Below are 23,384 nucleotides of genomic sequence, written 5' to 3' on the forward strand. Positions count from 1 at the left end.
GCCCCCCGCGGGGTGGACCGGCCCGGCGTGGACGTCGCCCGGACCTATGCTCGCCGGATGGAGGTCCCCCACGGCGTCGGTACCCCCGACGAGGCCCCGAGCGGTCATCTCGAGGACGTCATCGCCCTCCGCGTCCGGGAGTTCCGCCTGGCCAAGGGCATCTCCCTGGCCGAGCTGGCGCGGTTGACCGGCATGAGCAAGGCGATGCTGTCGAAGATCGAGAACGCGCAGACCTCGTGCAGCCTGTCCAGCCTGGCCCGGCTGGCCGAGGCGTTGGCCGTGCCGGTCACCGCACTGTTCCGCGGGCTGGACGCCGAGCGCGAGGCGGTGTTCACCCCCGCCGGGCACGGCGCGCAGATCGTCCGGCGCGGGAGCAACGTGGGCCACCTGTACCAGCTGCTGGGGTCACTGCGCGGCGAGCACAAGCGCCTCGAGCCGCTGCTGGTCACCCTCACCGAGGCCAGCGAGGTCTTCCCGCTGTTCCAGCACCCCGGCACCGAGTTCCTGTACATGCTGGAGGGGGTCATGGTCTACGGGCACGGCGAGGCCAGGTACGAGATGCACCCCGGCGACTCGCTCGTGTTCGACGGCGAGGGTCCGCACGGGCCGGCCGAGCTGGTCGAGCTGCCGATCCGGTTCCTGACGGTCACCGGCTACGGGCACGTCGTCTGAGAGCCGACCCCGTCCTCCCCGTGGTCGCAGGCTCGCGGCGGTGCCCCGGACCGGGCCGCGACGTCGTCCTGACCGGGCGGGCCGCATGAACCTCGGCTCGAGCGGGCACCCCGGGATCCCATCGGACCCACCCGGGAGGCCCCCGTGTCCGCACCCACCCGCCGCCGCTGGCGCACCGCCGCCGCGGGCTTCACCATCGCGATCGCCGCCGTCACCGCCGCCGGCTGCGGCAGCGACGTCGTCGACGACGACGTCCAGCAGGACGTCGAGCAGGGCGTCGACGACGCCGAGCGTGAGGTCGAGGACGCCACGGACGGTGAGGACAGCGACGGCTGAGCACACCTCCTCCCCGCGTGACCGGGAGGCGCGCGGGGTAGGGCGGGCGCGATGAGCACCGACGCGACGACGACCTCGACCACCCGCGCCCAGCGGCTGGACCGGCTGCCGTTCACCCGCGAGCACGGCCGCCTCGTCGTCGGCTCCGGCGTCGGCTGGGCGCTGGACGCGATGGACGTCGGCCTCATCTCCTTCGTGATGGCCGCCCTCGCCGTCCAGTGGTCCCTGAGCCCGACGGAGCTGTCGTGGATCGGCTCGATCGGCTTCGTCGGCATGGCGCTGGGCGCGACCCTCGGCGGGCTGCTGGCCGACCGGATCGGCCGCCGCCAGGTCTTCGCGCTGACCCTGCTGGTCTTCGGCCTGGCCACCGGCGCCGCCGCGCTGGCGTGGTCGGTCGGGGCGTTGCTGGTCTTCCGCTTCCTCATCGGTCTGGGCCTGGGCGCCGAGCTGCCGGTGGCCTCCACGCTGGTCAGCGAGTACGCGCCGGCGCGGGTGCGTGGCCGGGTGGTCGTGGCGCTGGAGGCGTTCTGGGCGGTCGGCTGGCTGCTCGCCGCGCTGATCGGCTACTTCGTCGTCCCGCGCAGCGACGCGGGCTGGCGGTGGGCGCTGGCGCTGGGCGCCGTCCCGGCGGTCTACGCCGTCGTGGTGCGCCGGGGACTGCCCGAGTCGGTGCGCTTCCTGGAGCTGCGCGGCCGGGTCGACGAGGCCGAGGCCGCGGTGCGCCGCTTCGAGTCCGCGGCCGGGGTGCCGCCGGTGCCGTCGACGACGCCGGAGCCGGCGTCCCCTCCCGGCCCCGGGGCACTGTGGGTCCGGGGGACCCGCGGCCGCACGGCGGCGCTGTGGACGGTGTGGTTCGGCATCAACTTCGCCTACTACGGCGCCTTCATCTGGCTGCCCACCCTGCTGGTGGCCTCGGGCTTCTCGCTGGTCCGCTCCTTCGGCTTCACCCTGCTCATCACCCTGGCCCAGCTGCCCGGGTACGCCGCCGCTGCGGTGCTCATCGAGCGGTGGGGTCGCCGGCCGACCCTGGTGGTGTTCCTCCTCGGCTCCGCGGCGGGCGCCGGGCTGTTCGCGCTGGCCGACGGCGACACCGCGGTGCTCGTCACCGGCATGGTGCTGTCCTTCTTCAACCTCGGCGCCTGGGGGGCGGTCTACGCGGTGACGCCGGAGGTCTACCCCACCGCGCTGCGCGGCACCGGCGCCGGCGCCGCGGCGGGGTTCGGCCGGATCGCCTCGATCGCCGCCCCGCTGTGCGTGCCGCCGCTGCTGGACGCCGGCGGCAACGGCCTGGTGTTCGGCACCTTCGCCGCGTTCTTCGTGGTCACCGCCGCGGCCTCGTGGGCGCTGCCCGAGCAGCGCGGCCGGGCCCTGGAGGACGTCGCGACGGCGTAGTCCCGACCGCCCCCCGCGGCGCCCGGGTTCACCGGCCGTCCTGCGGGTAGCCGCCCGGTATGGAACGACTGACCCGGGACCACCTCCAGGGCCTGACGGTCGCCGTCACCGGCGCCACCGGCAACGTCGGGACGGCGCTGCTGCGCCGGCTGACCGCACCGGGCAGCGGTGTGGCCGAGGTGCGCGGGCTGGCCCGCCGCCGGCCGCCGGACGGCGCGCCGTACGACGGCGTCCGGTGGTTCCCGGCCGACCTCGGGGAGACCCGCAGCGAGCACGTGCTGACCCGGTTCCTCGAGGGCGCCGACGCGGTGGTGCACCTGGCGTGGGCGCTGCAGCCGGGCCGGCAACCCGAGCGGCTGCACCGGGTGAACGTGGAGGGCACCCGGCGGGTGGCCCGGGCCGCCGCGGCGGCCGGGGTGACCCAGTTCGTGCACATGTCCTCCCTCGGGGCCTACGCCGCCGGCTCCGGAGGGCAGAAGGTCACCGAGGACTGGCCGACCACCGGCATCCCGAGCTCCCAGTACAGCCGGGACAAGTCCGAGGCCGAGCGCGTGGTGCGGGAGCTCCTGGGCCGGCGCGCGGACACCACCCTGACCGTGGTGCGGCCGACCCTCGTGCTCCAGCCGGCGGCCAGCAGCGAGATCGGCCGCTACTTCCTCGGCCCGCTGCTGTTCGGCGCCGCGCGCCTGGTGCCCGGTGCGGTCGCCCGGCTGCTGCCCCTGCCGCTGCCGTCGGTGCACGTGTCGTTCGTCCACGCCGACGACGTCGCCGACCTGCTCGGCCGGGTGCTGGACCGCCGTGCGCCCGGCCCGTTCAACGTGGCCGCCGAGCCGGTCATGGACGCCGACGACATCGCCCGGGCGCTGGGCACGATCCGGGTGCCGGTGCCGGCCCTGGTGCTGCGGACGGCACTGTCGGCGGCGTTCCACGCGCACGTGGTGCCGACCGAGCCCGGCTGGCTGGACCTCGGCACGCAGGCGCCGGCGCTGGACACCACCCGGGCCCGCAAGCTGCTGGACTGGGCGCCGTTCCACAAGGGCGACGACGTGCTCACCCAGTTCGTGGCCGCGCTGGGCCGCGGCGAGGGGGCGCCGGGGCCGCTGCTGCGCCCGGCCGGCGGCCCGGAGCGGGATCCCGCCGGCGACCCGGCCAACGCCCCGGGCCCCCGGGCGAACTAGTCGCCGGACCGGTCCTCGCGGGCGGTCCAGGCGGCGATCGGCCGGCCGGTCGGGGCGAACACACCGGCCGCCCGCTCCGGCCGCAGCGCCACGAACAGGCCCTCGGCCTCGGCCAGCACGCTGTCCGGGGCGTCCTCGGCGACCAGCCGCGCGGTCGCCGGGGTCCTCCGGCCGTCGGCCTCCCCCGCCTCCGCGGCCACCAGCAGCGGGACGCCCAGGGGCACGGGACGGCGGTAGCGCACGGTGAGCGTCGCGGTGAGGCCGCCGCGCCCGGCGGCGCGCACGGCGCGGGCGAGGACGTGGTCGAGCAGGGTCGCGACCACCCCGCCGTGCACCAGCCCGGGCGGGCCCTCGTGCGCCTTGCCCACGGTGACCCGACCGGTGGCGCGGCCGTCGGGGGTGTCGGTCGCCTCCAGCGGTGGGGCGACCGGGCTGCCCGGTCCGTACACCGGGCTGTACCAGCGCTCCCCCAGCTCCGGGTCGTCGACGGAGGCCACCTCGTGCAGCCCACGCGACCGGGCCCGCAGCCGGGCGGTGAGCCGGCGGGCGGCGTCCGCGACGGCGGCGAGCTCCTCGGCCGGCACCTCGGTGCGGACGGCGGCGTCGACGAGCTCCCGCAGCGCCGTCCCGAGCTCCCCGACGACCTCCCGGCGCGCGGAGCGCCCGGCCGGCGACAGCTCAGCCACGGGGCATGCCCGCGGCGCGGAGCAGCCCACCGCCGATGATCACCCGCTGCACCTCGCTGGTGCCCTCGTACAGCCGGTAGAGCCGGGCGTCGCGGTAGAACCGCTCCACCGGGGTGGTGCGCAGGTACCCGAGTCCGCCGTGCACCTGCACCGCCCGGTCGACGGCGCGGCCGACCATCTCGGTGCAGAAGAGCTTCGCCGACGACGGCCCGACCGCGGTGTCCTCGCCGGTGTCGTAGCGGGCCGCGACGTCGCGCACCATCGCCCGGCCGGCCAGCAGCTCGGCGTGCATGTCGGCGAGGTGGGCCTGCACCAGCTGGAACCGCCCGATCGGCGCCCCGCCCTGCCGGGCGGTGGCCGCGTAGGCCACGGACTCGTCCAGCACCCGCTGGGCCATGCCGACGCAGAGGGCGGCGATGTGCAGCCGGCCGCGGGAGAGCACGGTGAGCGCCTTGGCGTAGCCGCGGCCCTCCTCACCGATCAGCGCGTCGGCGGGGACCCGGACGTCGTCCAGGAACACCTCGGCGGTCCAGGCGCCGGACTGGCCCATCTTCCGGTCGTGCGGGCCGACGGTCAGCCCCGGCGTCCGCGCGTCGACGACGAAGCTGGAGATCCCGCGGCCGCCCTCCTCGGCGGGGTCGCTGCGGGCGAAGACGACGAACAGGTCGGCCAGCGGGGCGTTGGTGATGTAGCGCTTGCTGCCGTTGAGCACCCACTGGTCGCCGTCGCGCCGGGCGGTGGTGCGCAGTCCGGCGGGGTCGGACCCGGCCTCGGCCTCGGTGAGGGCGAAGGAGCCGATGAGCTCCCCGGAGGCCAGCCGGGGGAGGTAGGCCTCCTTCTGGGCCGCACTGCCGAACTTCGCCACGACCTGGCCGGCGATGCCGTTGTTGGTGCCGAACAGCGACCGGAACGCCGGCGTCGTGTAGCCGAACTCGAAGGCCAGCTCGACGTCCTCGGCCATGGTCACGCCGAGCCCGCCGTACTCCTCGGGCAGCGCGTACCCGAACAGCCCCATCTCCGCAGCCCGCGCCCGCAGCTCGTCGGGGATGCGGTCCTCCTCCTCGATCCGCTCCTCGAGCGGGATCACGACGTCCCGCACCAGCTGCCGGACGGCGTCCCTGACCTGCCTGAAGTCCTCGGCGTCCACGCCGCCATGCTGCCGCGCCCCCCGCCGGTCCGCCCCGGCGGGTCCAGCGCGACACGCCAGCGCACAGCGGAGTTGCCCCAGCACTCGCTGTTGTGGCGGCGGGCCGCCGGAACTACCGTCGGCGGCAGCCGTTCGAGCCCGTGACGGCCGCTGCACAACCCGCCGGAGAGCCCGTGCCGCACCTGCAGGTCGTCCTCGTCCCCGCTCCCGACCAGGTCGTCGTCCGGGTCACCGGCGACGCGGAGGTCTCCACCGTGGGCCGGCTGACCTCCGCCCTGCAGCAGGCCGCCCGGTTCGGCACCGGCCGGGTCGTGGTCGACGTCGCCGGCACGCGGTTCCGGGACTGCTCCGGACTGCACGCGCTCACCGTCTTCACCGACACGCTGGCGCCCGCGGGCCGCCAGTGCCGCGTGGTCGGCGCCCCCGCGGACACCCGGCGGCTGGTGCGGACCGCGGGGCTCGCCGACCGGCTCGAGCTCGACGGGCCACTGGGTGGCGAGGACCCGGTGCGGCCGGCCGCGACCGACCTCCCGCACCCGCCACCGGCCGAGCCCGCCGCCCCCCGCCGCGCCGTCACCCTCCGGCAGGTGCGGCCGGCGCGACGGTGCGAGGAGCGGCCGGCCCGGCGGCGGGCCCGCGTCGGGGTGCTGCGCCGCTGGCGGTGACCCCCTGGGACCCGGTGGCCCGCCGCGGCGTGCCGGTGGACGGGTAGGTCACTGCCCAGGACGGACGTGTCAGCGGGTGCGACCGTGGTCATGGACCCTCCGGGGAAGCGGGCTCCGCCGGCCGGGTGCCGTCGGGGCGCTCCCCGCGCCGGCGAGGACGACCGGGGTTGCTCTTCCGCGATGCGACCGCCGAGACAGGAGGCCCCCATGGGCGAGATCGTGGTGCTCCGGCACGGGCAGACCGAGTGGAGCCTCAGCGGCCAGCACACCGGGGTGACCGACCTCCCGCTGCTCCCCGAGGGGGAGGAACAGGCCCGCCGGCTGGCCGGCCGGCTCGGGCACCGGACCTTCGCCGAGGTCTGGGTGAGCCCCCGGCAGCGGGCCCGGCGGACCGCCGAGCTGGCCGGGCTGACCCCCACCGGCACCGACGAGGACCTCGTCGAGCTCGACTACGGCGCCTACGAGGGCCGGACGACGGCGGAGATCAGCGAGGAGCTGGGCCGCGAGTGGTCGATCTGGGTGGACGGCGCGGTCGCCGGCGACACCCCGGGTGAGTCCCTGGCCGACGTCGGCGCACGGGTGGACCGGGTGCTGGAGCGGGCACGGGCCGTGCTGTCCGACGGCGACGTCATGCTCGTCGCCCACGGCCACGTCCTGCGGGTGCTGACCGCCCGGTGGCTCGGCCTGGACCCGGCGGCGGGCCGCCTGTTCGCCCTGCCCGCCGGCTCCTACGGGATCCTCGGCCACGAGCACCGCCGCCCGGTGCTCACCGGATGGGGCCTGCGCTGACCCAGGCGTCAGCGGCACCCGCGCGGCGCGGAGCCGCGCCCGTCATCCGTCCCCGGCCGACGCGTCTCGAGTGGTGTGACCACAGGTGCGGCGGTGCGCGGGCGCGACGCTGCGACGGCAGGGTCCTTCGGACCCCCCGGAACACGTCGTCGGGCCCGCGCGCACCGGTGCGGCCGCGCGCACGCTGCGGGAGTGGTCAGCCGACGATCACCGGGCGGGCACCCGGGCGGCCGGAGCGCGGCGGACGGCCGTCCCGTGCCCCGCCGGGGGCGGCGGGACCGGACGCCCGAACAACCAGCCCTGACCCAGGTCGGCGCCCAGGTCGGTGACCTCCTCGGCCACCTGCTCGCTCTCCACGCCCACGGCGACGACGTGCGCGCCCAGCCGGTGGGCCAGCTCGGCCACCGACCGCACCATCGTCCGCGCGCCCTCGTCGGGCAGGGCCTGCACCAGGGCCCTGCCGAGCTTGACGACGTCCGGGCGCACGGTGGACAGCAGGGAGCGGCTCGACCAGCCGGCTGCGACGTCGTCCAGGGCGACCCGCCAGCCCAGCGAGCGGTAGTGCTCGAGCACCGACAGCAGGTGGCCCCGGTCCGCGACGGCCGACGCCTCCCCCACCTCCACGACCAGCCGGCCCGGCTCGATGCCGGCCTCGTGCAGCGCCGCCTCGGTGGAGGCCAGGCTGGCCTGCGGGCGGACGACCGACGCCGGGTCGGAGTTGACGAACAGGTCCGCGTGGCCCAGCCAGGGAGCCGCTCCGGCGATGGCCGACTCCCGGCCGATCCGGTCCAGCCGCGGCAGCCAGCCGGCGGACTCGGCGACGAAGAAGAGGTCCTCACCGCCCACCTCCCGGCCGTCCACCAGGCCGTGCAGCAGGGCCTCGTGGGCGACGACCGACCGGTCGGACAGGCGGACGATCGGCTGGTACACCGACCACAGCTCGGCCTCGGCGAGGACGCCGATCTCGGCGGTCACCCCGCGGCGGGCCAGCTCCACGGCGAGCGTCGGCGCGCTCAGCAGCCGGGCGGTCAGCGCCGGTCCCTGGGCCGGGGGGTCGGTCGCGACGCGCACGTGCTCGGCCTCGGCGGTGGTCAGCTCCCGGGCGAGCCGCCGGAACAGGCGGTCGACGCCGCGGCCGCCGTCCTCGTCGGTGAGGTCGAGCAGGTCCGGTCCGCCGGCCACCACGAGTCCGGCCGCACGCGCGGCGCGGGCCACCTCCGCCAGCAGGTCCCCGTCCGTGCTGCCCAGGAGCACCCGGCCGGCGTGCCCGGGGACGTGCCAGTACTCCCGGCGTCGGGCCCTGCCGTCGGTGTGCACCACGCCAGCAGGATGACCGAGCCGACCCGCGGGGGCGGACAGGCGCGCGGGCACGCGGAACCCCTCCACTTCCGAACACGTTGCACGCCTGTCGGGCGTCATCAACTTGAATGTCTAAGGTCAGCCCCATGGTCGCACCACAGATGACGGATCCGCCGCGGTCCACCCGGGGCGGACGCCCGCGTGATCCCAGCCGCGACGAGGTGATCCGGGCGGCCATCCTGCGGCTGCTGGCCGAGGTCGGGTACGCCGCGCTGACGATGGACGCCGTCGCTTCCGAGGCGGGCGTCGGGAAGGCGACGATCTACCGCCGCTGGCGGACCAAGCAGGACCTGGTCGTGGACACGATCGCCGACATGAGCCGCGTCATGGCCGTGCCCGCCGACACCGGCACCATCGAGGGCGACCTGCGCGCACTGATGCACCAGGTGGCCCGGGCCACCTCGAGCGCCGCCGGTGCGGCGATCCGTTCCCTGCTGCCGGCGATGCAGCACCAGCCGGCGTTGGTCGAGGCCTTCCGCTCCGGCCCGCTGGCGGTGTGGCGGTCCGCCTACGCGCAGATGTGGGCGCGCGCCGAGGCCCGCGGCGAGGTCCGCCCGGGGCTGGCGCAGTCGGTGACCGCCGAGGCCACGAGCGCGCTGATCGTGCAGCGGTGGCTGCTCACCGGTGAGCCGGTGGACGACGCGTACGTCGAGCGCGTGCTCGAGGTCGTGGTGCTGCCGCTGATCGCCAACGCGCGGCCGGAGGCCTGAGCCTCCCGCCGCGCGGCGGCGGGTCAGTCGTCGCGGTGCCGGACCTTCTGGACGACGACGAGGGTGACCAGCAGGCCCAGCGCGCCGACGGCGGCCATGCCGGCCGGCGTCTGCAGGAAGTGCTGGACGGCGGCCTGCCCCTTGGCCCTGAGGCGCTGCGGGCTGCTCCGGTAGACCAGCTGGTCCAGGGTGGCCGCCAGCGACTCACGGGCGGCGTCGATCTCCAGCTGGATCTGTCGAGGGTCGCGAGGCACGGGCGACAGCCTGCCAGACGCGGCGCGGTCCAGCGCGTTCCCGTCGGTCGGGCGCACCCGCACGGGCGATCCGCCGCCCCGGCTCCCCCCTGGACCGCGGCCTCCTAGACTCGGCCCCCGAGCGGGAGTGGTGTAACGGCAGCCACGCCAGACTTAGGATCTGGTGCCCTCGGGCGTGGGGGTTCGACTCCCCCCTCCCGCACGTCGCCCCGCCGTGTGCGGTGCCGGGGGGATCGGCAGCAGCGACAGCGACCAGGGGCCGCCGCGGGTGGTCCCGCGCCGCCCGGCGGCACCCCCGGACGGCCCGTCCGTCCCCCGATCGGGTCGTGGTCGCACCGGAGCACTCCGGCCCCGGGCCGCACCTGCCGACGAGTTCCCGGAACCCCTGCCGCACCCGGCGTCCGGCCGGGGGTCGCCCCGGTCGCCGGCTGACTCACCCGTCCGGGTGACGACCGGCAGCCCCCGCTCGACCCGGGTTCCCGACGTACCGACTCCCTTCCCGTGACACTCCCCTCCTCGCCGGCGGTGACCTCCGCCCCGACGGCACCCGGCGCGGCCCTGCCGCCCCGCGAGCGCCGGCTGGGGGACGTCCTCGTCGAGCAGGGTGTGCTGACCCGGACCCAGCTCGCCGACGCGCTCCGCCAGCACCAGCTGGTGGGCGAACCCCTCGGTGCCGTGCTCCTCGCCCGCGGCCTGGTGACCCGCCGGCAGCTGTACGTGGCCCTCGCCGACGTGTGGGGCGCGGACATGACGTTCGTCGACCCCGTCGAGGTCGACCCCGACCTGGCACGGCTGTTCCCCTCCGCGGTGCTCGCCCGCGAGGTGTGGGTACCGCTGCAGGTGGAGCAGGACGCCGACGGCGAGCCGCAGGTCGTCGTCGCCACCGCCGGCCGCCCGTCGGCGCACGTCGCGCAGGAGGTCGTGCGGCGCACCGGCATCCAGCGGGTGCGCCAGGTGGTCACCACCGACTGGGACGTGCAGCGCGCGCTGCGCACCGTCTGGCGCGACGAGCTCGTGCACGACGCGGTGCGCTCCCTGGCCGAGCGGCGTCCCGACGAGTCGGCCTCGAGGGTCTTCGTCCGGCCGCAGGTCGCCCTCGGGGCCACCCTGGCCGTCGGCACGACCGTCTGCGCGGTCCTGTGGTCCTCGGCCACGGTGTCCTGGCTGGTCACCGTCGTGAACGTCGCCCTCGCCCTCGCCGTCGGCACGAAGGCGCTGATCAGCACCGTGGGCACCGCCTACGAGACCGTCGAACAGGTGACCGACGGCGAGGTCGCGGCGCTGCGGGACACCGACCTGCCCCGGTACACGATCCTCGTGCCGGTCTACCAGGAGGCCGGCATCGTCGGCCTCCTCATGCGCAACCTCGCCGCGCTGGACTACCCGCGGGAGAAGCTGGAGATCCTGCTGCTGCTGGAGGAGGACGACCCCGAGACGCTGAGCGCCGCACTCGCCGCCGCGCCCCCGGACCTCGTCCGCATCGTCGTCGTCCCGCACTCGCTGCCCAGGACCAAGCCGCGGGCGTGCAACGTCGGCCTGGCCTTCGCCCGCGGCGAGTTCGTCGTCATCTACGACGCCGAGGACCGCCCGGACCCCGACCAGCTGAAGAAGTCGCTGATCGCCTTCCGCAAGGGCGGCGAGGACCTGGTGTGCGTGCAGGCCGCGCTGAACTACTTCAACGCCCGGGAGAACCTGCTGACCCGCATGTTCACCCTCGAGTACTCCTCGTGGTTCGACTACACGCTGGCCGGCCTGGACAAGCTGCGGCTGCCGATCCCGTTGGGCGGCACGAGCAACCACTTCCGCACCGACCTGCTCCGCCGGCTCGGCGGCTGGGACCCGTACAACGTCACCGAGGACGCCGACCTGGGCATCCGCGCCTCGGCCCGCGGGCACCGCGTCGCGGTCGTCAACTCGACGACCTACGAAGAGGCCAACATGGCCGTCGGCAACTGGATCCGGCAGCGCAGCCGCTGGATCAAGGGCTACATGCAGACGGTGCTGGTGCACACGCGGCACCCCGTGCGCCTGGTGCGCACGGTCGGACTGCGGCAGACCCTCGGCTTCGCGCTGCTCATCGGCGGCACGCCGCTGGTGTTCCTGGTCACCCCGTGGCTGTACGCGCTCTTCCTCGCCGACCTGCTGCTGCCCGGCGTGATCGTGCCGGACCTGCCGGAGTGGCTGACCCTGGTCAGCCTGGCCAACCTGCTGTTCGGCAACGGCGTGATCATCTACCTGTCGCTGCTCGCCGGCTTCAAGCGGCGCAGCTACGACCTCGTGCCCTTCGCGCTGCTGTCACCGTTCTACTGGCTGCTGCACTCCGTCGCGTCGTACAAGGCCGCCTGGCAGCTGCTGACCAGGCCCTTCTACTGGGAGAAGACCCGGCACGGGCTCTCGGCCCACGTCCAGGGCCCGGGGGCGCCGGCCGCCGCGGCCGCGGAGGCGACGCGCTCCCAGGCGCCGACGCGGGCGCCGGCGGGCGCCGGCCGCCACGCGGCCGCCGACGGCCACGGCCGCCTGGCCTGGACCGACATCGCACCGGAGGTGCAGTCGTGACCACGACCCAGCTGCCGGCGACCGGCCGGCCGGAGGAGACCTGGGCGGTGCGCCCGCCGCGGGTCGACCTGCGGCGGGTCTTCGGCGTCTGCGGCCTGGTGCTCGCCGCCGAGATCCCGCTGATGCTGCTCATGGGCAACTCGTGGGTCGAGGCCCTGCTCCCCGGATACGCGATCCTCATGGTGACCTTCGGGGCCGTCTTCTGCCTCGCCGCGGTCACCGTCGCCGGCTTCACCGTCGGTGCTGCCGCCGCGGGCCTGCTGCCGCTCGGTGTCGTCGGCCTGCTGCCCGTGCTCGGCGGGGCGGCCCTGCTGGCCCTGCTCTGCGGGGTCGCACCGGGCTGGGCGCGCGTCGAGGCCTGGCAGGCCGCCCGCTCGGTGGCGCTGACCGCGGGTGAGGAGGCCGCCGTGGCGCGCACCGCGCTGCCGCTCACCGGCCGGCACCGGGTCACCGGCCCGCGCCGGCGGCTCACCTTCCGGCCGGACCGGGCGTTCGCGGCGTTCGTGGTGCTGGCCTTCCCGCCGTCGATCACGGCGGTGTCGCTGTGGTTCGTCGGCTGGGTGGCGGAGCGCTGAGCCATGGCGGACGTCGATGTGACCGGCGCGGACCGCGCAGGAGGGGGCGGCCGGCTCCGGCTGGGCCTTCTTGCGGGTTCCTTGCGGAACCCGGGCGCTGACGCTGCGGCGGCCACGCCAGAGTCGGACGCGTCCCCGGGAGGTCCGGGGACCGAGGTCCGACCGGGAGGCACCGTGGGGATCGACCAGGTGCGCCGGCGTGTCCCCCGACGGGGCGGCGCCCTCCTGGGCGCGCTGGTTGTGCTCTGCGTGTCCGCTGCCCTGGCCGGTGGTGGCACGTTCGGTCTGTTCACCGACCCGGCGACGACCAGCCCGAACATCGGCGCAGCCAGGATCGACATCAGCCTGAGCACCCCCGGAGGGCCCCCCGTGCCGTTCAGCGGCACCGGCTTCTACCCGGGCAGCTCGGTCAGCCAGGACATCGCACTCAAGAACGAGGGCGGCGCCGCCATCGGCGGTGTCCGACTGACCACGTCGGCCACCTCCCCGAACCTGCTCACCACCGACCCGGTCAACGGCCTGCAGCTGACCCTGACCTACTGCAGCCAGCGGTGGACCGAGGGCGGTAGCGCCTCGGCGCCGACGTTCACCTGCGGCAACAACTCGGCGTACACGGTCTACTCGGGGCCCTTCCTGACCGACAGCACGCTCACGAGTCTGGGCACTCTGAGCAGCGCAGCACAGCTGCTCATCACCGTCTCCCTGCCGGCGACGGCGGACAACCGCTTCCAGGGTCTGCAGGCCTCCCTCGGCCTCGCCTTCCGCGCCCAGCAGGTGGAGGGCCGGGTCCGGTGACGGTGCTCGTCGAGGCGGAGCCGGGGACCCGACCCGAGGTCGGGTCCTTGCGGATTCCTTGCGCCGACCGGGCGGGGATCGTGCGGCCGACCCCGCATCGTGGACCCCGTCGCCGGGAGAGCCCCGGCCCCGCGACCGACCGAGGAGGTGAGGACGTGAGCACCAGCGCCCGCCGTCACCAGACGGTGCGCAAGATCCTCGCGTCCCTCGCCGTCATCGGCGCGGCCGCTGCGGTGGCCGGCCTCGGCACCTACGGCGCCTTCACCGACAGGACCCCCGCGCTGACCACGACCGTGCAGACGGCCACCCTCGGCCTGGACCTCGTCCAGCCCAGCGGCGCCGTGCCGATCCCCGCCAGTGTCAGCAACTTCGTGCCCGGTGACTCGATGACACGCGCGGTCGACCTGGTGAACACCGGGGCCCCGGCGCTGTCCTCCGTGCGGCTGGCCATCACGGCCGGCACGTCGAACCTGCTCACCACCGACACGGTCAACGGCCTGCGGCTGTCGGTCCGCACGTGCTCGGCGGCCTGGACGCAGGGCGGGACGTCGTCGGCGCCGACCTACAGCTGCCCGGGCACCGAGTCGACCCTGCACGACGGGCCGATCAGCGGTACGTACACGCTGAGCTCCCCCGCCAGCCTGGCGCCGCAGGGCAGGGACCACTTCGTCTTCGCGATCTCCCTGCCGACGTCCGCCGACAACCGGTTCCAGAGGCTGTCGTCGACCGTGAACCTGACCTTCACCGGCACCCAGGTCGCCGGTCAGGCGCGCTGACCCGTGACATCGGCCACCCGGGAGGAACGACCATGACCGCGATCCGACGGACCCTGCTGCTCACCGCCGCGACCGCCGCCGCCGTCGCCGTCGCCGCGGTCCCGGCGCAGGCGCTGTTCGAGGACGTGGAGAACCACAGCGGCAGCGTGGCGACCGCGACCGTGGCTCCGCCCACGAACGTCACGGTGGCCACGACCTGCGACGGCGTGTCCGCGTCCATGACGGTGTCCTGGACCGGCAGCACCAACGCGCGGCGCACCGGCTACCGCGTCACCCTGACCAGCCCGGGCCTGTCCTCCCCCGTCGTGCGGGACACCGCCACCTCGGTCACCACGGTCACCGTGGTCGCCGACCAGGCCGCCGTCGACGGCACGGGCACCTTCGTCGTCGAGACCCTCACGAACACGACGTGGACCGGGGTCTCGGCCCCGACGTCGCCGGTGACGTGTCCTCCGGCTCCGACCCCCACCGCGGCGCCCGAGCCGGCCCCGGCTCCGGCGGAGACGACGACCTCGGCGCCCACCGACTCCACGACCACCACGGACGGCGCCGCCGTCCCGCAGTGAGCGGCGTCGTCGCCGGGGCCGAGCCGGCGGGGGCTCCCGCCGGGTGCGGTCAGCGGGGCCCGAGGAGCTCGGCGATCAGGGGGACCAGCGCCGAGAAGGCCTGACCACGGTGGCTGCGCGCGTCCTTCTCCGCCGGGGTCAGCTCGGCCGCGGTGAGCTCCAGCCCGTCGGGTTGGAACACCGGGTCGTAGCCGAACCCGTTGCTGCCGCGCTCCTCCCGGACGACGCGGCCGCGCCAGGAGCGCTCCAGCACCCGCTCGGCGCCACCCGGCGTCACGATGGCGGCCGCGCAGACGAACGCCCCGCCCCGCCGCTCGTCGGGGACGTCGGCCAGCTGGCCCAGCAGCAGCGCGGTGTTGGCCTCGTCGTCCCCGTGCCGGCCCGACCACCGGGCACTCAGCACCCCCGGCATGCCGTTGAGCGCGTCCACGGTCAACCCGGAGTCGTCGGCCACCGCGGGCAGGCCCGTGTACCGGACCGCCTCGCGGGCCTTGAGCAGCGCGTTCTCCGCGAACGTCACGCCGGTCTCGGGCGCCTCGGGGTACTCCTCGACGTCCCGCAGGCCGACGACCTCCACCCCCGGGACGGCGGAGTGCAGCAGCCGCCGGAGCTCGGCCAGCTTGCCCGGGTTGCGGGTGGCCAGCAGCAGGCGGGTGCTCACCGGGCGCCCACGGGCCGGGCCAGCGCCTCGGCCTGCAGGCGGGTCAGCTCGGCACAGCCGGCCACCGCCAGGTCCAGCAGCGCGTCGAGCGTCGTCCGGTCGAAGACGCCGTTCTCCGCGGTGCCCTGCACCTCCACGAAGCTGCCGTCCCCGGTGCACACGACGTTCATGTCGGTGCCGGCGCGCACGTCCTCCTCGTAGGCGAGGTCCAGCCGCGGCTGCCCGTCGATCACGCCCACGCTCACCGCGGCCACCGACTGCACCACCGCCCGGGGCCGGGCCAGCTTCCGGCGGGCACCCAGCCAGGAGACGGCGTCCGCGAGCGCGACGTAGGCACCGGTGATCGCCGCGGTCCGGGTGCCGCCGTCGGCCTGCAGCACGTCGCAGTCGATGGCGATGCTGTTCTCCCCCAGCGCGGCGAGGTCGATCGAGGCGCGCAGCGACCGGCCGATCAGCCGGCTGATCTCGTGGGTGCGGCCCCCGATGCGGCCCTTGACCGACTCGCGGTCGCTGCGGGTGTGGGTGGCCCGCGGCAGCATCGAGTACTCGGCGGTCACCCACCCCAGCCCCGAGCCCTTGCGCCAGCGCGGCACCCCCTCGGTCACGCTGGCCGCGCACAGCACGCGGGTCCGGCCGAACTCCACGAGCACCGACCCCTCGGCGTGGTCCAGCCAGCTGCGGGTGATCGTCACGGGGCGGAGCTGGTCGGCCGCCCGACCGTCGTCGCGGGTCTTCGCGGGTGTCGCCGTCACGGGGGCCGAGGGTAGTGCGGCAGGGCGCCCACCGACCGGGCCGGGCAGGATCACCGCATGCGATCGGAGCTGCGAGCGGTCCGCACCGGCGGCGTGCCCACCGTCGTCGACCTCACCGACGAGTGCGCCGACTTCGTGCGCGCCGAGGGCGACGGACTGCTGCACGTGTTCGTGCCGCACGCGACGGCCGGGGTGGCGATCATCGAGACGGGGTCGGGCAGCGACGAGGACCTGCTGGCCCAGGTGGACGTCCTCCTCCCCCGCGACGACCGCTGGCGGCACCGCCACGGCAGCCCCGGGCACGGCCGCGACCACGTGCTGCCCGCCTTCGTCCCGCCGCACGCGAGCGTCCCGGTGCTGGAGGGACGGTTGCAGCTGGGCACCTGGCAGCGGATCTGCTTCGTCGACACGAACACCGACAACCCGCAGCGGCACGTGCGGCTGTCGTTCCTCCCCGGCTGACCCTCCTCCGCGCGGGGTGCTCCCCGTGGAGGGGCGTGGGACGGGCACGGCAGGATGCCGGGCATGACCGACACCGACAGCGGCACCGACACGGCCCCCGTCCGCCTCGCCCCCGGCGACCCGGCGCCGGGGTTCACGCTGCCCGACGCGGACGGCAACCCGGTCTCCCTCGCCGACCACCGCGGACGCCGGGTGATCGTCTACTGCTACCCGGCCGCCCTCACCCCGGGGTGCACCACCCAGGCCGTCGACTTCACCGCCGCCGCCGGCGAGCTCGCCGAGGCGGGGCTGGACATCATCGGCGTCTCCCCCGACCCGCCGGAGAAGCTGCTGCGCTTCCGCGAGGAGGAGGGCCTGGGCATCACGCTGGTCTCCGACGTCGACAAGGAGGTGCTGCGGGCCTACGGCGCGTTCGGGCCGAAGAAGCTCTACGGCAAGGAGGTCGTCGGCGTGATCCGCTCGACCTTCATCGTCGACGCCGAGGGCCGCATCGAGAAGGCCTCCTACAACGTCAAGGCCACCGGGCACGTCGCCAAGCTGCGCCGGGAGCTGGGCCTGGGCTGACACCGCCACCCCCGGGCCGGCCCGTGACCCGGCCGGCCCGGCGGCCGTGGACGGCAGCACCCCCGGTGGACGGTGCGCCGGGGTGTCAGTCCCCCTCGTCGGCGCGACGGGCGCGGGCCCGGCGGCGCCCCTCGTGCATCGCCTGCACCCGCGCGACCGGGATGGTGTGCCCCTCGGCGACCAGGTCGCCCGGCAGCTCCTGCGGGTCCGGCAGCAGCGCCGTCCACGGGTCGCCGTCCCCCAGCCGCTCGCCCGCCGTCCGGACGGTGACCTCGCCCGGGCGCACCGCCGGGAGGTCCTCCCACGCCACCGGCGCCGACACCGGCAGGCCCGGGCGCACCCGCGGGCTGTAGGCGGCGACGATCGTCGAGGAGTACGACCGCGTGGAGTCGAGGAAGACGCGGTCGTGCCGGTCGGCCTTGATGTAGGCCGTCGTCGCCAGCTCCGGGTCCAGCCGCTCGGCCCGCGCCGCCAGGGCCCGGGTCGCGGCGGCGGCGTCGTCGGCGTGGGCGCCGCGCACCGGCACCACGACGTGCACGCCCTTGGAGCCGCTGGTCTTCACCGCCCCGGCCAGCCCCGCATCGGCGAGGGCGGTGCGCACCAGCTCCGCCGCGCGCACCACCACCTCGAACCCGGCCCCCTCGGGTGGGTCGAGGTCCAGGACGATCCCCGTCGGCTCCTCCCCGCCGGCCGGCACGAACGGCACGTGGAACTCCACCGCCCGCTGGTTGGCCAGCCACAAAAGGGTCCGCCGGTCGTCGCAGAGCACCTGGTGCACCTCGCGGTGCGCGCCCTGGGACCACACCGCGACGGTGCGCACCCACTCCGGGGCGCCCTTGGCGACGTTGCGCTGCATGAACGGCTGCTGCCCCGGGCGCACCCGCACCACCGACAGCGGGCGGCCGGCGAGCAGCGGGACGAGCCGGTCGGCGAACGCATCCAGGTGGTCGACCAGATCGCCCTTGGTCACGCCGAGCCCGTCACCCAGTGGCGCGTCCAGGCTGGTCAGCCGGACGCCGTCCCGTTCGTCGTCGACCACCGGCCCACCGTGCCCGGCCGCGCACGCCCCGGCAAGGGGAGGTCCTGGCTCAGCGCAGCGGGTCCTGGCCGGCCGTCGACCGCCGGCCGGGACCCGGCCCGACCGGCGCGGCCGGTCGTGCGACCCGCCCTGCCCCTTCAGACGTCGTAGGTGGCGCCGGGCTCCACGAGCGCGCTCTCGGTGAACACCGCGCGCGCGTCGGACAGCTGGGCCTCGCGGTCGATCCAGGGCGGCACGTGGGTGAGCAGCAGCCGGCCGACCCCGGCCGCGGCGGCGTGCTCACCGGCCTCCCGGCCGCTCAGGTGCAGGGCCGGCGGCAGCCCCGGGACGTCGGGGTGCGCGGCCTCGGCCAGCAGGACGTCGGCGTCTCGGGCCAGCTCGACCACGGCGTCGCTGGCGCCGGTGTCCCCGGTGTAGACCAGGGACCGGCCGCCGGCGGTCAGCCGGATCGCGTAGCACTCGACGGGGTGCGCGGTCCGGGCCAGCTCGGCGGTGAACGGCCCCAGCTCCAGCCGGCCGGCGCCGACGGGGATGAAGTCGAAGACGTCGGTGAGCCCCTCGCCGTCCATGTCGTAGGCCAGGGCCAGCCGGCGCTCGGCGCCGACCGGGGCGTACATCGGCACCAGCTGCCGGGTGGAGCGACCGGAGTAGCGGTGCCAGACGACGAAGGGCGCGACGTCCAGGCAGTGGTCGGCGTGCAGGTGGGAGAGGAAGACCGCGTCGACCGTCGCCGGGTCGGCCAGCCCCTGCAGGGAGCCGAAGGAGCCGTTGCCGAGGTCGAGGAGCAGCCGGAAGCCGTCGTGCTCCACGAGGTAGCAGGACGCGGGCGACTGCGGCCCGGGCCCGCTGCCGGAGCAGCCGACGATCGTGAGCCTCACGCGGTGTCCCGCGGCCGGTCGACTGTCCCAGGCACGCGGGTCAGGCTAGCGGGCGGCCCGGGGAGACGGCGCTCACGCCCAGAGCTGGCCCTCCAGCGCGGAGGTCGCCTCCTCCAGCGTGCCGGCGTACGCACCGGTGGACAGGTACTTCCAGCCGCCGTCGCAGACGATGAAGACGATGTCGGCCCGGCGTCCGGCCGCCACCTCCTTGTCCGCGATGCCCAGCGCGGCGTGCAGGATCGCGCCGGTCGAGATGCCGGCGAAGATGCCCTCCTGCTCGACCAGCTGGCGGGTCCGGCGGACGGCGTCCTGGGGACCGACGCTGAACCGGGAGTCCAGCAACTCCGGGTCGTAGAGCTCCGGCACGAAACCCTCGTCGATGTTGCGCAGCCCGTAGACCAGCTCGCCGTAGCGGGGCTCGGCGGCGATCACCCGCACCTCGGGCTTCTTCTCCCGCAGGTAGCGGGAGACCCCCATGAGCGTGCCGGTCGTGCCGAGGCCCGCGACGAAGTGCGTGATCGACGGCAGGTCGGCGAGGATCTCCGGGCCGGTGCCGGTGTAGTGCGCCTCGGCGTTGGCCGGGTTGCCGTACTGGTAGAGCATCACCCAGTCGTCGTGCTCGGCGGCCAGCCCCTTGGCCACGGCGACGGCCTGGTTGGAGCCGCCGGCCGCCGGGGAGCTGATGATCTGGGCGCCGTACATCTCCAGCAGCTGACGCCGCTCGATCGAGGTGTTCTCCGGCATGACGCAGATCAGCCGGTAGCCCCGCTGCCGGGCCACCATCGCCAGCGAGATCCCGGTGTTCCCGCTCGTCGGCTCGAGGATGGTGTCGCCCGGCTTGAGCTTCCCCTCCTTCTCGGCCGCCTCGATCATCGAGATCGCGGCGCGGTCCTTGATGGAGCCGGTGGGGTTGTGGTCCTCCAGCTTGGCCCACAGCCGGACGTCAGGGGCCGGCGACAGGCTCGGCAGCCCCACCAGCGGGGTGTTGCCGAGCGAGTCGACGAGGGAGGCGAAGCGGGCCATCGGGGTGCTCTTCCGGGAGACGGGTGGGGGCGGACGCCGAGCGGGCGCTCAGCAGCCGCCGGCGACCGCCGGGAGGATCGTGACGGAGTCGCCGTCCTTGACCTGGGTGTCGAGCGCACCGGTGAAGCGGACGTCCTCGTCGTTGACGTAGACGTTGACGAAGCGGTGCAGCTTGCCCTCCTCGGTGACGAGGCGGTTCTTCAGGCCGGGGTGCTTGGCGTCGAGGTCGTCGACGAGCGCGCCCAGGGTGTCACCGGTGCCCTCGACGGTCTTGTTGCCGCCGGTGTGGGTGCGCAGGATGGTCGGGATCCGGACCTCGATGGCCATGGCGTGCTGTTCTCCTCTGGAGCGGGGGGATGGCGGGCCCGCCGGCAGGCGGCGGGTCGTGCGTCTGGACGGGGGAACGCCCGCTCACCGCGGGGCATTCCTCGGGGCCCCGTCCCGGACACCGCCCCGGGCTTCCGGGGGGTGGGAGGACGGGGCCCTCTCTCAGTCGTAGACGACCGTCGTCGGTGAGTGGCCGAACAGGTAGGACTCGACGACCTCGACGTCCTCCTCGCTCACCTCGCCGTCGACGATACGGAAGCTGCGGAACTCGACCTCGTCGCCGGCCAGCCCGGTCTGCTCGCCGTGGTGCCGCGTGGAGACGAGCACGTAGTGGGCGTTGGGCTCGGACGCGTAGGCGATGTCGGTCCGCGAGGGGTAGGCCTCGGTGGCGGTGTGCGAGTGGTAGATGACCACCGGCTCCTCGTCCCGGTCGTCCATCTCCCGGTACAGCCGCAGCAGGTCCCCGGAGTCGAACTCGTAGAACGTGGGCGACCGCGCGGCGTTGAGCATCGGGATGAAGCGCTGCGGGCGGTCGCTGCCCTCGGGGCCGGCGACGACGCCACAGGCCTCGTCCGGGTGGTCCTCCCGGGCGTGGGCCACGATGGCGTCGTAGGTCGCGCGGTCGATGCGCAGCACGGCCCCAGTCTAGGAGGCCCCCCTGCTCGCACCGCTCGCGGGCTCACGGCGGGCCCCGCAGGCGGCCGTTCCGGTACGTCACCGGCTCGGGGCGGTCGCCGCACGGCCGCCCGATACGGTCCTCCCCGTGGTGTCCTCCCTGCTCGTCGCCGTCGGCGTCCTGCTGATGGCGCCCCCGGCGCTGACCCTCGGGCTCGGCGGGGTGGGGCGGCGCAGCGGCCACTACAGCAGCGACGCCGCGGCCGACCGGGCGTCGCTGGCGCTGCTCGTCGCGCTGCGCGCGCTGGTGCTGCTGCTGGTCTCCGCGCTCTCGGCGGTCGTGCTGGTCTCGACGATCGGTGCGGCGGTCCGCGGCGTCGAGCTGCACGGGATGGTCTACGTCTTCTTCGTCCTCGACGCGCTGCTCGTGGCGCTGGTCCTGCTCACCTTCGGCCGGCGCGACCGGCGACGAGCGCGTCGACGAGTGAGCCCTGGACGCCGGTGAGCCAGTAGTAGACCGCCAGCTGCTGGCCCTCCTCGGAGGAGAGGTCCTCCGGCGGCTCGCTGTCGGCCTCGATCCCGAGCCGGGTGCCCATCGCCAGGCGCAGGTCGTTGGTGGTGCGCAGCCAGGCCTGTGCCTGGTCGGTGTCCAGCCGGACGGCGCCGCCGTCGGCGGGCAGCGTGGCCCGCACCGTGGCCAGGTCGTCGCCCTTGCCCGACGCCAGCGCGTCCCGGGTGAGCTCCCGGTACTCGTCGGCCAGCTGCCGGTCACCGCGGTGCCCCTCGGGGAACAGCCGCGCGAGGACGGGGTCGGAACCGGCGTCGGCCGCGTCGGCGTCCAGCAGCTGCTCCAGCTGGTCCAGCAGCAGGCCGACGATGCTCACCTCGGCCTCGTCGAACCGGGCCACGAGCTCGTCGCCGCGGCGGCGGAAGGGCTTCACGCGGGCCCGCTCACGTGTCCCGCTGGAAACTGGCCCACAACCCGTAGGCGTGCAGCCGGTTGGTGTCGTGCTCCATCCGCTCGCGGGGGCCGGAGCTCACGATCGCCTTGCCCTCGTGGTGCACCTCGAGCATGAGCGCGGTCGCCGTCGCCTCGTCGTAGCCGAACAGTTCCTGGAACACGTAGGTCACGTACGTCATGAGGTTGACCGGGTCGTCCCAGACGATGGTCACCCAGGGCCGGTCGAGGTCGCCGCGCTCCTCGACCGTGGTCTCCGGCGTCCGTGTCGGCGCAAGTGGTCCGCCCACCCCCCCACCTTAGGACGCCGCCGCCCGACGGGTCGCGCCCGGCGCAGCCGCCTACGCTCCGGTGCCATGCCGACGGGTCCTGCTCTGCTCACCGACCGGTACGAGCTCACGATGGTCGCCGCCGCCCTCGCCGACGGGACCGCCCACCGCGACTGCGTCTTCGAGGTCTTCGCCCGCCGCCTGCCGCACGGCCGCCGGTACGGCGTCGTCGCCGGCACCGGCCGGCTGCTGGAGGAGCTGCCCCGGTTCCACTTCTCCGACGAGGACCTCGCCACCCTGCGGGACCAGGGGCTCACCGACGCCCGGCTGCTGGACTGGCTGGCCGGCTTCTCCTTCAGCGGGGACGTCGAGGGCTACGCCGAGGGGGAGTTCTTCTTCCCCGGCTCCCCGGTGCTCACCGTGCGCGCCTCCTTCGCCGAGGGCGTGCTGCTGGAGACGCTGATCCTGTCGGTCCTCAACCACGACAGCGCGATCGCCTCGGCCGCCGCGCGCATGGTCGCCGCCGCGTGCGAGCGGCCCTGCATCGAGATGGGCTCCCGGCGCACCCACGAGCAGGCCGCCGTCGCCGCCGCCCGCGCCGCCCACCTGGTCGGGTTCGGCGCCACCTCCAACCTGGAGGCCGGCCGCCGCTACGGCGTCCCGACCGCGGGCACCAGCGCGCACGCCTTCACCCTCCTGCACGACGACGAGGCCGCCGCCTTCCGCGCGCAGGTCGCCGCCCTCGGCGTCGGCACCACCCTGCTGGTCGACACCTACGACGTCGACCAGGGCATCCGGACGGCGATCAAGGTGGCCGGCCCGGAGCTCGGCGCGATCCGGCTGGACTCCGGAGACCTGCCCACGCTGGCCACACACGCCCGGCAGCTGCTGGACGACCTCGGCGCCACGAAGACGAGGATCATCGTGACCAGCGACCTCGACGAGTACGCGATCGCGGGCCTGATGGCCGCACCGGTCGACGGCTACGGCGTGGGCACGTCCCTGGTCACCGGCTCCGGCGCCCCGACGGCCGGGATGGTCTACAAGCTGGTGGAGCGCGACGGCGTCCCGGTGGCGAAGAGGTCCGAGGGCAAGAACTCCGTGGGCGGCCGCAAGCACGCCGTCCGCCGGCACGACGCCGACGGGACGGCGACCGCCGAGGTGGTCTGCAGCGGCCCGATCACCCCCGAGGACGGCGACCGGCAGCTGGTCGTGGAGCTCGTGCGCGGGGGCCGGGTGTGTGACCCGGCGTCGCCGCGGGAGGCCCTGGCCGCGGCCAGGGCGCACCACGAGCGGGTGCGCGCCGCGCTGCCCCAGGAGGCGTGGGCGCTGTCGCGCGGCGACTGCGCGATCGAGACGGTGACGGCCTGAGGGAGGGCT

General features: G+C 75.2%; 29 protein-coding genes and 1 tRNA gene. 17 read left to right on the forward strand and 13 right to left on the reverse strand.

Annotated elements, in window-relative coordinates; genetic code table 11:
• The first annotated feature begins 57 nt into the window (after nt 1-57).
• The 4 genes from ACI78V_RS05775 (at nt 58) to ACI78V_RS05790 (ending at nt 3,578) form a co-directional block, all read left to right on the forward strand.
• A complete protein-coding gene (locus ACI78V_RS05775) occupies nt 58-672 on the forward strand; it encodes a helix-turn-helix domain-containing protein (protein WP_456849801.1) in 615 nt (204 codons plus the stop codon).
• A gap of 144 nt (nt 673-816) precedes the next feature.
• On the forward strand, nt 817-1,008 hold the full coding sequence (locus ACI78V_RS05780) for a hypothetical protein (protein ID WP_456849803.1): 192 nt from the start codon (nt 817-819) through the stop codon (nt 1,006-1,008).
• 51 nt (nt 1,009-1,059) lie between these two features.
• Complete coding sequence (locus ACI78V_RS05785; RefSeq protein WP_456849805.1) at nt 1,060-2,400, forward strand: MFS transporter; 1,341 nt, start codon at nt 1,060-1,062, stop codon at nt 2,398-2,400.
• 59 nt (nt 2,401-2,459) lie between these two features.
• Nucleotides 2,460-3,578 carry an NAD-dependent epimerase/dehydratase family protein gene (locus ACI78V_RS05790; protein ID WP_456849807.1) on the forward strand — a complete coding sequence of 373 codons (1,119 nt, stop codon included), beginning with the start codon at nt 2,460-2,462 and terminating at the stop codon, nt 3,576-3,578.
• Here ACI78V_RS05790 and ACI78V_RS05795 read toward each other — a convergent pair.
• Together ACI78V_RS05795 and ACI78V_RS05800 are read right to left on the reverse strand one after the other, a co-directional pair.
• The gene (locus ACI78V_RS05795; protein WP_456849809.1) at nt 3,575-4,264 is read right to left on the reverse strand and encodes a PaaI family thioesterase; all 690 of its coding nucleotides are present in this window, start codon (nt 4,262-4,264) and stop codon (nt 3,575-3,577) included. The genes ACI78V_RS05790 and ACI78V_RS05795 overlap by 4 nt on opposite strands.
• Entirely contained in the window at nt 4,257-5,411 is a 1,155-nt protein-coding gene (locus tag ACI78V_RS05800) for an acyl-CoA dehydrogenase family protein (protein ID WP_456849811.1), read from the reverse strand. The genes ACI78V_RS05795 and ACI78V_RS05800 overlap by 8 nt, the downstream gene beginning before the upstream one ends.
• A gap of 173 nt (nt 5,412-5,584) precedes the next feature.
• Here ACI78V_RS05800 and ACI78V_RS05805 point away from each other — a divergent pair, with 173 nt between their 5' ends.
• Nucleotides 5,585-6,076 (forward strand): STAS domain-containing protein, encoded by a 492-nt coding sequence (locus tag ACI78V_RS05805; protein WP_456849813.1) that lies wholly within the window; start codon nt 5,585-5,587, stop codon nt 6,074-6,076.
• A 207-nt stretch (nt 6,077-6,283) separates the two neighbouring features.
• Complete coding sequence (locus ACI78V_RS05810) at nt 6,284-6,865, forward strand: histidine phosphatase family protein (protein WP_456849815.1); 582 nt, start codon at nt 6,284-6,286, stop codon at nt 6,863-6,865.
• A 207-nt stretch (nt 6,866-7,072) separates the two neighbouring features.
• Here the strand turns inward: ACI78V_RS05810 and ACI78V_RS05815 are convergent, their stop codons facing one another.
• Entirely contained in the window at nt 7,073-8,185 is a 1,113-nt protein-coding gene (locus ACI78V_RS05815; protein ID WP_456849817.1) for an EAL domain-containing protein, read from the reverse strand.
• Nucleotides 8,186-8,310: 125 nt separating this feature from the next.
• Between ACI78V_RS05815 and ACI78V_RS05820 the strand changes: the two genes are divergently transcribed.
• Nucleotides 8,311-8,934, forward strand: coding sequence for a TetR/AcrR family transcriptional regulator (locus ACI78V_RS05820; RefSeq protein WP_456849819.1), 624 nt, complete (start codon nt 8,311-8,313; stop codon nt 8,932-8,934).
• A gap of 23 nt (nt 8,935-8,957) precedes the next feature.
• Here ACI78V_RS05820 and ACI78V_RS05825 read toward each other — a convergent pair whose 3' ends face one another.
• Nucleotides 8,958-9,188 (reverse strand): DUF3618 domain-containing protein, encoded by a 231-nt coding sequence (locus ACI78V_RS05825; RefSeq protein ID WP_456849821.1) that lies wholly within the window; start codon nt 9,186-9,188, stop codon nt 8,958-8,960.
• A gap of 121 nt (nt 9,189-9,309) precedes the next feature.
• On the opposite strand from ACI78V_RS05825, the gene ACI78V_RS05830 reads away from it, so the two are divergent.
• The 6 genes from ACI78V_RS05830 (at nt 9,310) to ACI78V_RS05855 (ending at nt 14,456) form a co-directional block, all read left to right on the forward strand.
• Nucleotides 9,310-9,390, forward strand: a tRNA-Leu gene (locus ACI78V_RS05830).
• A gap of 299 nt (nt 9,391-9,689) precedes the next feature.
• Nucleotides 9,690-11,744, forward strand: coding sequence for a glycosyltransferase (locus ACI78V_RS05835; RefSeq protein ID WP_456849823.1), 2,055 nt, complete (start codon nt 9,690-9,692; stop codon nt 11,742-11,744).
• Complete coding sequence (locus ACI78V_RS05840; protein ID WP_456849825.1) at nt 11,741-12,319, forward strand: hypothetical protein; 579 nt, start codon at nt 11,741-11,743, stop codon at nt 12,317-12,319. The genes ACI78V_RS05835 and ACI78V_RS05840 overlap by 4 nt, the downstream gene beginning before the upstream one ends.
• A 249-nt stretch (nt 12,320-12,568) precedes the next feature.
• Entirely contained in the window at nt 12,569-13,114 is a 546-nt protein-coding gene (locus ACI78V_RS05845; protein WP_456849827.1) for a TasA family protein, read from the forward strand.
• Between the two features lie 155 nt (nt 13,115-13,269).
• The gene (locus ACI78V_RS05850) at nt 13,270-13,890 is read left to right on the forward strand and encodes a TasA family protein (RefSeq protein WP_456849829.1); all 621 of its coding nucleotides are present in this window, start codon (nt 13,270-13,272) and stop codon (nt 13,888-13,890) included.
• A gap of 32 nt (nt 13,891-13,922) precedes the next feature.
• Nucleotides 13,923-14,456, forward strand: a complete 534-nt coding sequence (locus ACI78V_RS05855; RefSeq protein ID WP_456849831.1) for a hypothetical protein — start codon at nt 13,923-13,925, stop codon at nt 14,454-14,456.
• 49 nt (nt 14,457-14,505) lie between these two features.
• Here the strand turns inward: ACI78V_RS05855 and rdgB are convergent, their stop codons facing one another.
• Both rdgB and rph read right to left on the reverse strand, forming a co-directional pair.
• Nucleotides 14,506-15,117, reverse strand: coding sequence for an RdgB/HAM1 family non-canonical purine NTP pyrophosphatase (gene rdgB / locus ACI78V_RS05860; RefSeq protein WP_456849833.1), 612 nt, complete (start codon nt 15,115-15,117; stop codon nt 14,506-14,508).
• A complete protein-coding gene (gene rph / locus ACI78V_RS05865; RefSeq protein WP_456849835.1) occupies nt 15,114-15,869 on the reverse strand; it encodes a ribonuclease PH in 756 nt (251 codons plus the stop codon). The genes rdgB and rph overlap by 4 nt, the downstream gene beginning before the upstream one ends.
• Before the next feature lie 57 nt (nt 15,870-15,926).
• Between rph and ACI78V_RS05870 the strand changes: the two genes are divergently transcribed.
• The gene (locus ACI78V_RS05870; RefSeq protein ID WP_456849837.1) at nt 15,927-16,331 is read left to right on the forward strand and encodes a YjbQ family protein; all 405 of its coding nucleotides are present in this window, start codon (nt 15,927-15,929) and stop codon (nt 16,329-16,331) included.
• 63 nt (nt 16,332-16,394) lie between these two features.
• Complete coding sequence (gene bcp, locus ACI78V_RS05875) at nt 16,395-16,895, forward strand: thioredoxin-dependent thiol peroxidase (RefSeq protein WP_456849839.1); 501 nt, start codon at nt 16,395-16,397, stop codon at nt 16,893-16,895.
• 85 nt (nt 16,896-16,980) lie between these two features.
• On the opposite strand, the gene ACI78V_RS05880 is transcribed toward bcp, so the two are convergent.
• The 5 genes from ACI78V_RS05880 to ACI78V_RS05900 all read right to left on the reverse strand — a co-directional run bounded on the left by ACI78V_RS05880 (nt 16,981) and on the right by ACI78V_RS05900 (nt 20,798).
• Complete coding sequence (locus tag ACI78V_RS05880) at nt 16,981-17,934, reverse strand: DNA polymerase domain-containing protein (RefSeq protein ID WP_456849841.1); 954 nt, start codon at nt 17,932-17,934, stop codon at nt 16,981-16,983.
• A gap of 137 nt (nt 17,935-18,071) precedes the next feature.
• On the reverse strand, nt 18,072-18,812 hold the full coding sequence (locus ACI78V_RS05885) for an MBL fold metallo-hydrolase (RefSeq protein WP_456849843.1): 741 nt from the start codon (nt 18,810-18,812) through the stop codon (nt 18,072-18,074).
• Nucleotides 18,813-18,884: 72 nt separating this feature from the next.
• A complete protein-coding gene (locus tag ACI78V_RS05890; protein WP_456849845.1) occupies nt 18,885-19,835 on the reverse strand; it encodes a PLP-dependent cysteine synthase family protein in 951 nt (316 codons plus the stop codon).
• Between the two features lie 48 nt (nt 19,836-19,883).
• Complete coding sequence (locus ACI78V_RS05895; RefSeq protein ID WP_436693918.1) at nt 19,884-20,162, reverse strand: ubiquitin-like small modifier protein 1; 279 nt, start codon at nt 20,160-20,162, stop codon at nt 19,884-19,886.
• Nucleotides 20,163-20,324: 162 nt separating this feature from the next.
• Nucleotides 20,325-20,798 carry a Mov34/MPN/PAD-1 family protein gene (locus tag ACI78V_RS05900; RefSeq protein WP_456849847.1) on the reverse strand — a complete coding sequence of 158 codons (474 nt, stop codon included), beginning with the start codon at nt 20,796-20,798 and terminating at the stop codon, nt 20,325-20,327.
• Between the two features lie 127 nt (nt 20,799-20,925).
• On the opposite strand from ACI78V_RS05900, the gene ACI78V_RS05905 reads away from it, so the two are divergent.
• A complete protein-coding gene (locus ACI78V_RS05905) occupies nt 20,926-21,282 on the forward strand; it encodes a hypothetical protein (protein ID WP_456849849.1) in 357 nt (118 codons plus the stop codon).
• On the opposite strand, the gene ACI78V_RS05910 is transcribed toward ACI78V_RS05905, so the two are convergent.
• Both ACI78V_RS05910 and clpS read right to left on the reverse strand, forming a co-directional pair.
• On the reverse strand, nt 21,221-21,718 hold the full coding sequence (locus ACI78V_RS05910) for a DUF2017 family protein (protein ID WP_456849851.1): 498 nt from the start codon (nt 21,716-21,718) through the stop codon (nt 21,221-21,223). The genes ACI78V_RS05905 and ACI78V_RS05910 overlap by 62 nt on opposite strands.
• 10 nt (nt 21,719-21,728) lie before the next feature.
• Entirely contained in the window at nt 21,729-22,025 is a 297-nt protein-coding gene (gene clpS / locus ACI78V_RS05915) for an ATP-dependent Clp protease adapter ClpS (protein ID WP_456849853.1), read from the reverse strand.
• A 66-nt stretch (nt 22,026-22,091) separates the two neighbouring features.
• On the opposite strand from clpS, the gene ACI78V_RS05920 reads away from it, so the two are divergent.
• Complete coding sequence (locus ACI78V_RS05920; RefSeq protein ID WP_456849855.1) at nt 22,092-23,375, forward strand: nicotinate phosphoribosyltransferase; 1,284 nt, start codon at nt 22,092-22,094, stop codon at nt 23,373-23,375.
• Nucleotides 23,376-23,384 lie beyond the last annotated feature (9 nt).

The sequence above is a fragment of the Geodermatophilus sp. SYSU D00742 genome (assembly GCF_054049935.1).

Bases quoted from the DNA above. Each gene is read 5' to 3' on its own strand.
- ACI78V_RS05775 (WP_456849801.1), top strand. From the start codon at position 58: ATGGAGGTCCCCCACGGCGTCGGTACCCCCGACGAGGCCCCGAGCGGT.
- ACI78V_RS05785 (WP_456849805.1), top strand. From the start codon at position 1,060: ATGAGCACCGACGCGACGACGACCTCGACCACCCGCGCCCAGCGGCTG.
- ACI78V_RS05790 (WP_456849807.1), top strand. From the start codon at position 2,460: ATGGAACGACTGACCCGGGACCACCTCCAGGGCCTGACGGTCGCCGTC.
- ACI78V_RS05810 (WP_456849815.1), top strand. From the start codon at position 6,284: ATGGGCGAGATCGTGGTGCTCCGGCACGGGCAGACCGAGTGGAGCCTC.
- ACI78V_RS05820 (WP_456849819.1), top strand. From the start codon at position 8,311: ATGGTCGCACCACAGATGACGGATCCGCCGCGGTCCACCCGGGGCGGA.
- ACI78V_RS05855 (WP_456849831.1), top strand. From the start codon at position 13,923: ATGACCGCGATCCGACGGACCCTGCTGCTCACCGCCGCGACCGCCGCC.
- ACI78V_RS05870 (WP_456849837.1), top strand. From the start codon at position 15,927: ATGCGATCGGAGCTGCGAGCGGTCCGCACCGGCGGCGTGCCCACCGTC.
- bcp (WP_456849839.1), top strand. From the start codon at position 16,395: ATGACCGACACCGACAGCGGCACCGACACGGCCCCCGTCCGCCTCGCC.
- ACI78V_RS05890 (WP_456849845.1), bottom strand. From the start codon at position 19,835: ATGGCCCGCTTCGCCTCCCTCGTCGACTCGCTCGGCAACACCCCGCTG.
- ACI78V_RS05895 (WP_436693918.1), bottom strand. From the start codon at position 20,162: ATGGCCATCGAGGTCCGGATCCCGACCATCCTGCGCACCCACACCGGC.
- ACI78V_RS05920 (WP_456849855.1), top strand. From the start codon at position 22,092: ATGCCGACGGGTCCTGCTCTGCTCACCGACCGGTACGAGCTCACGATG.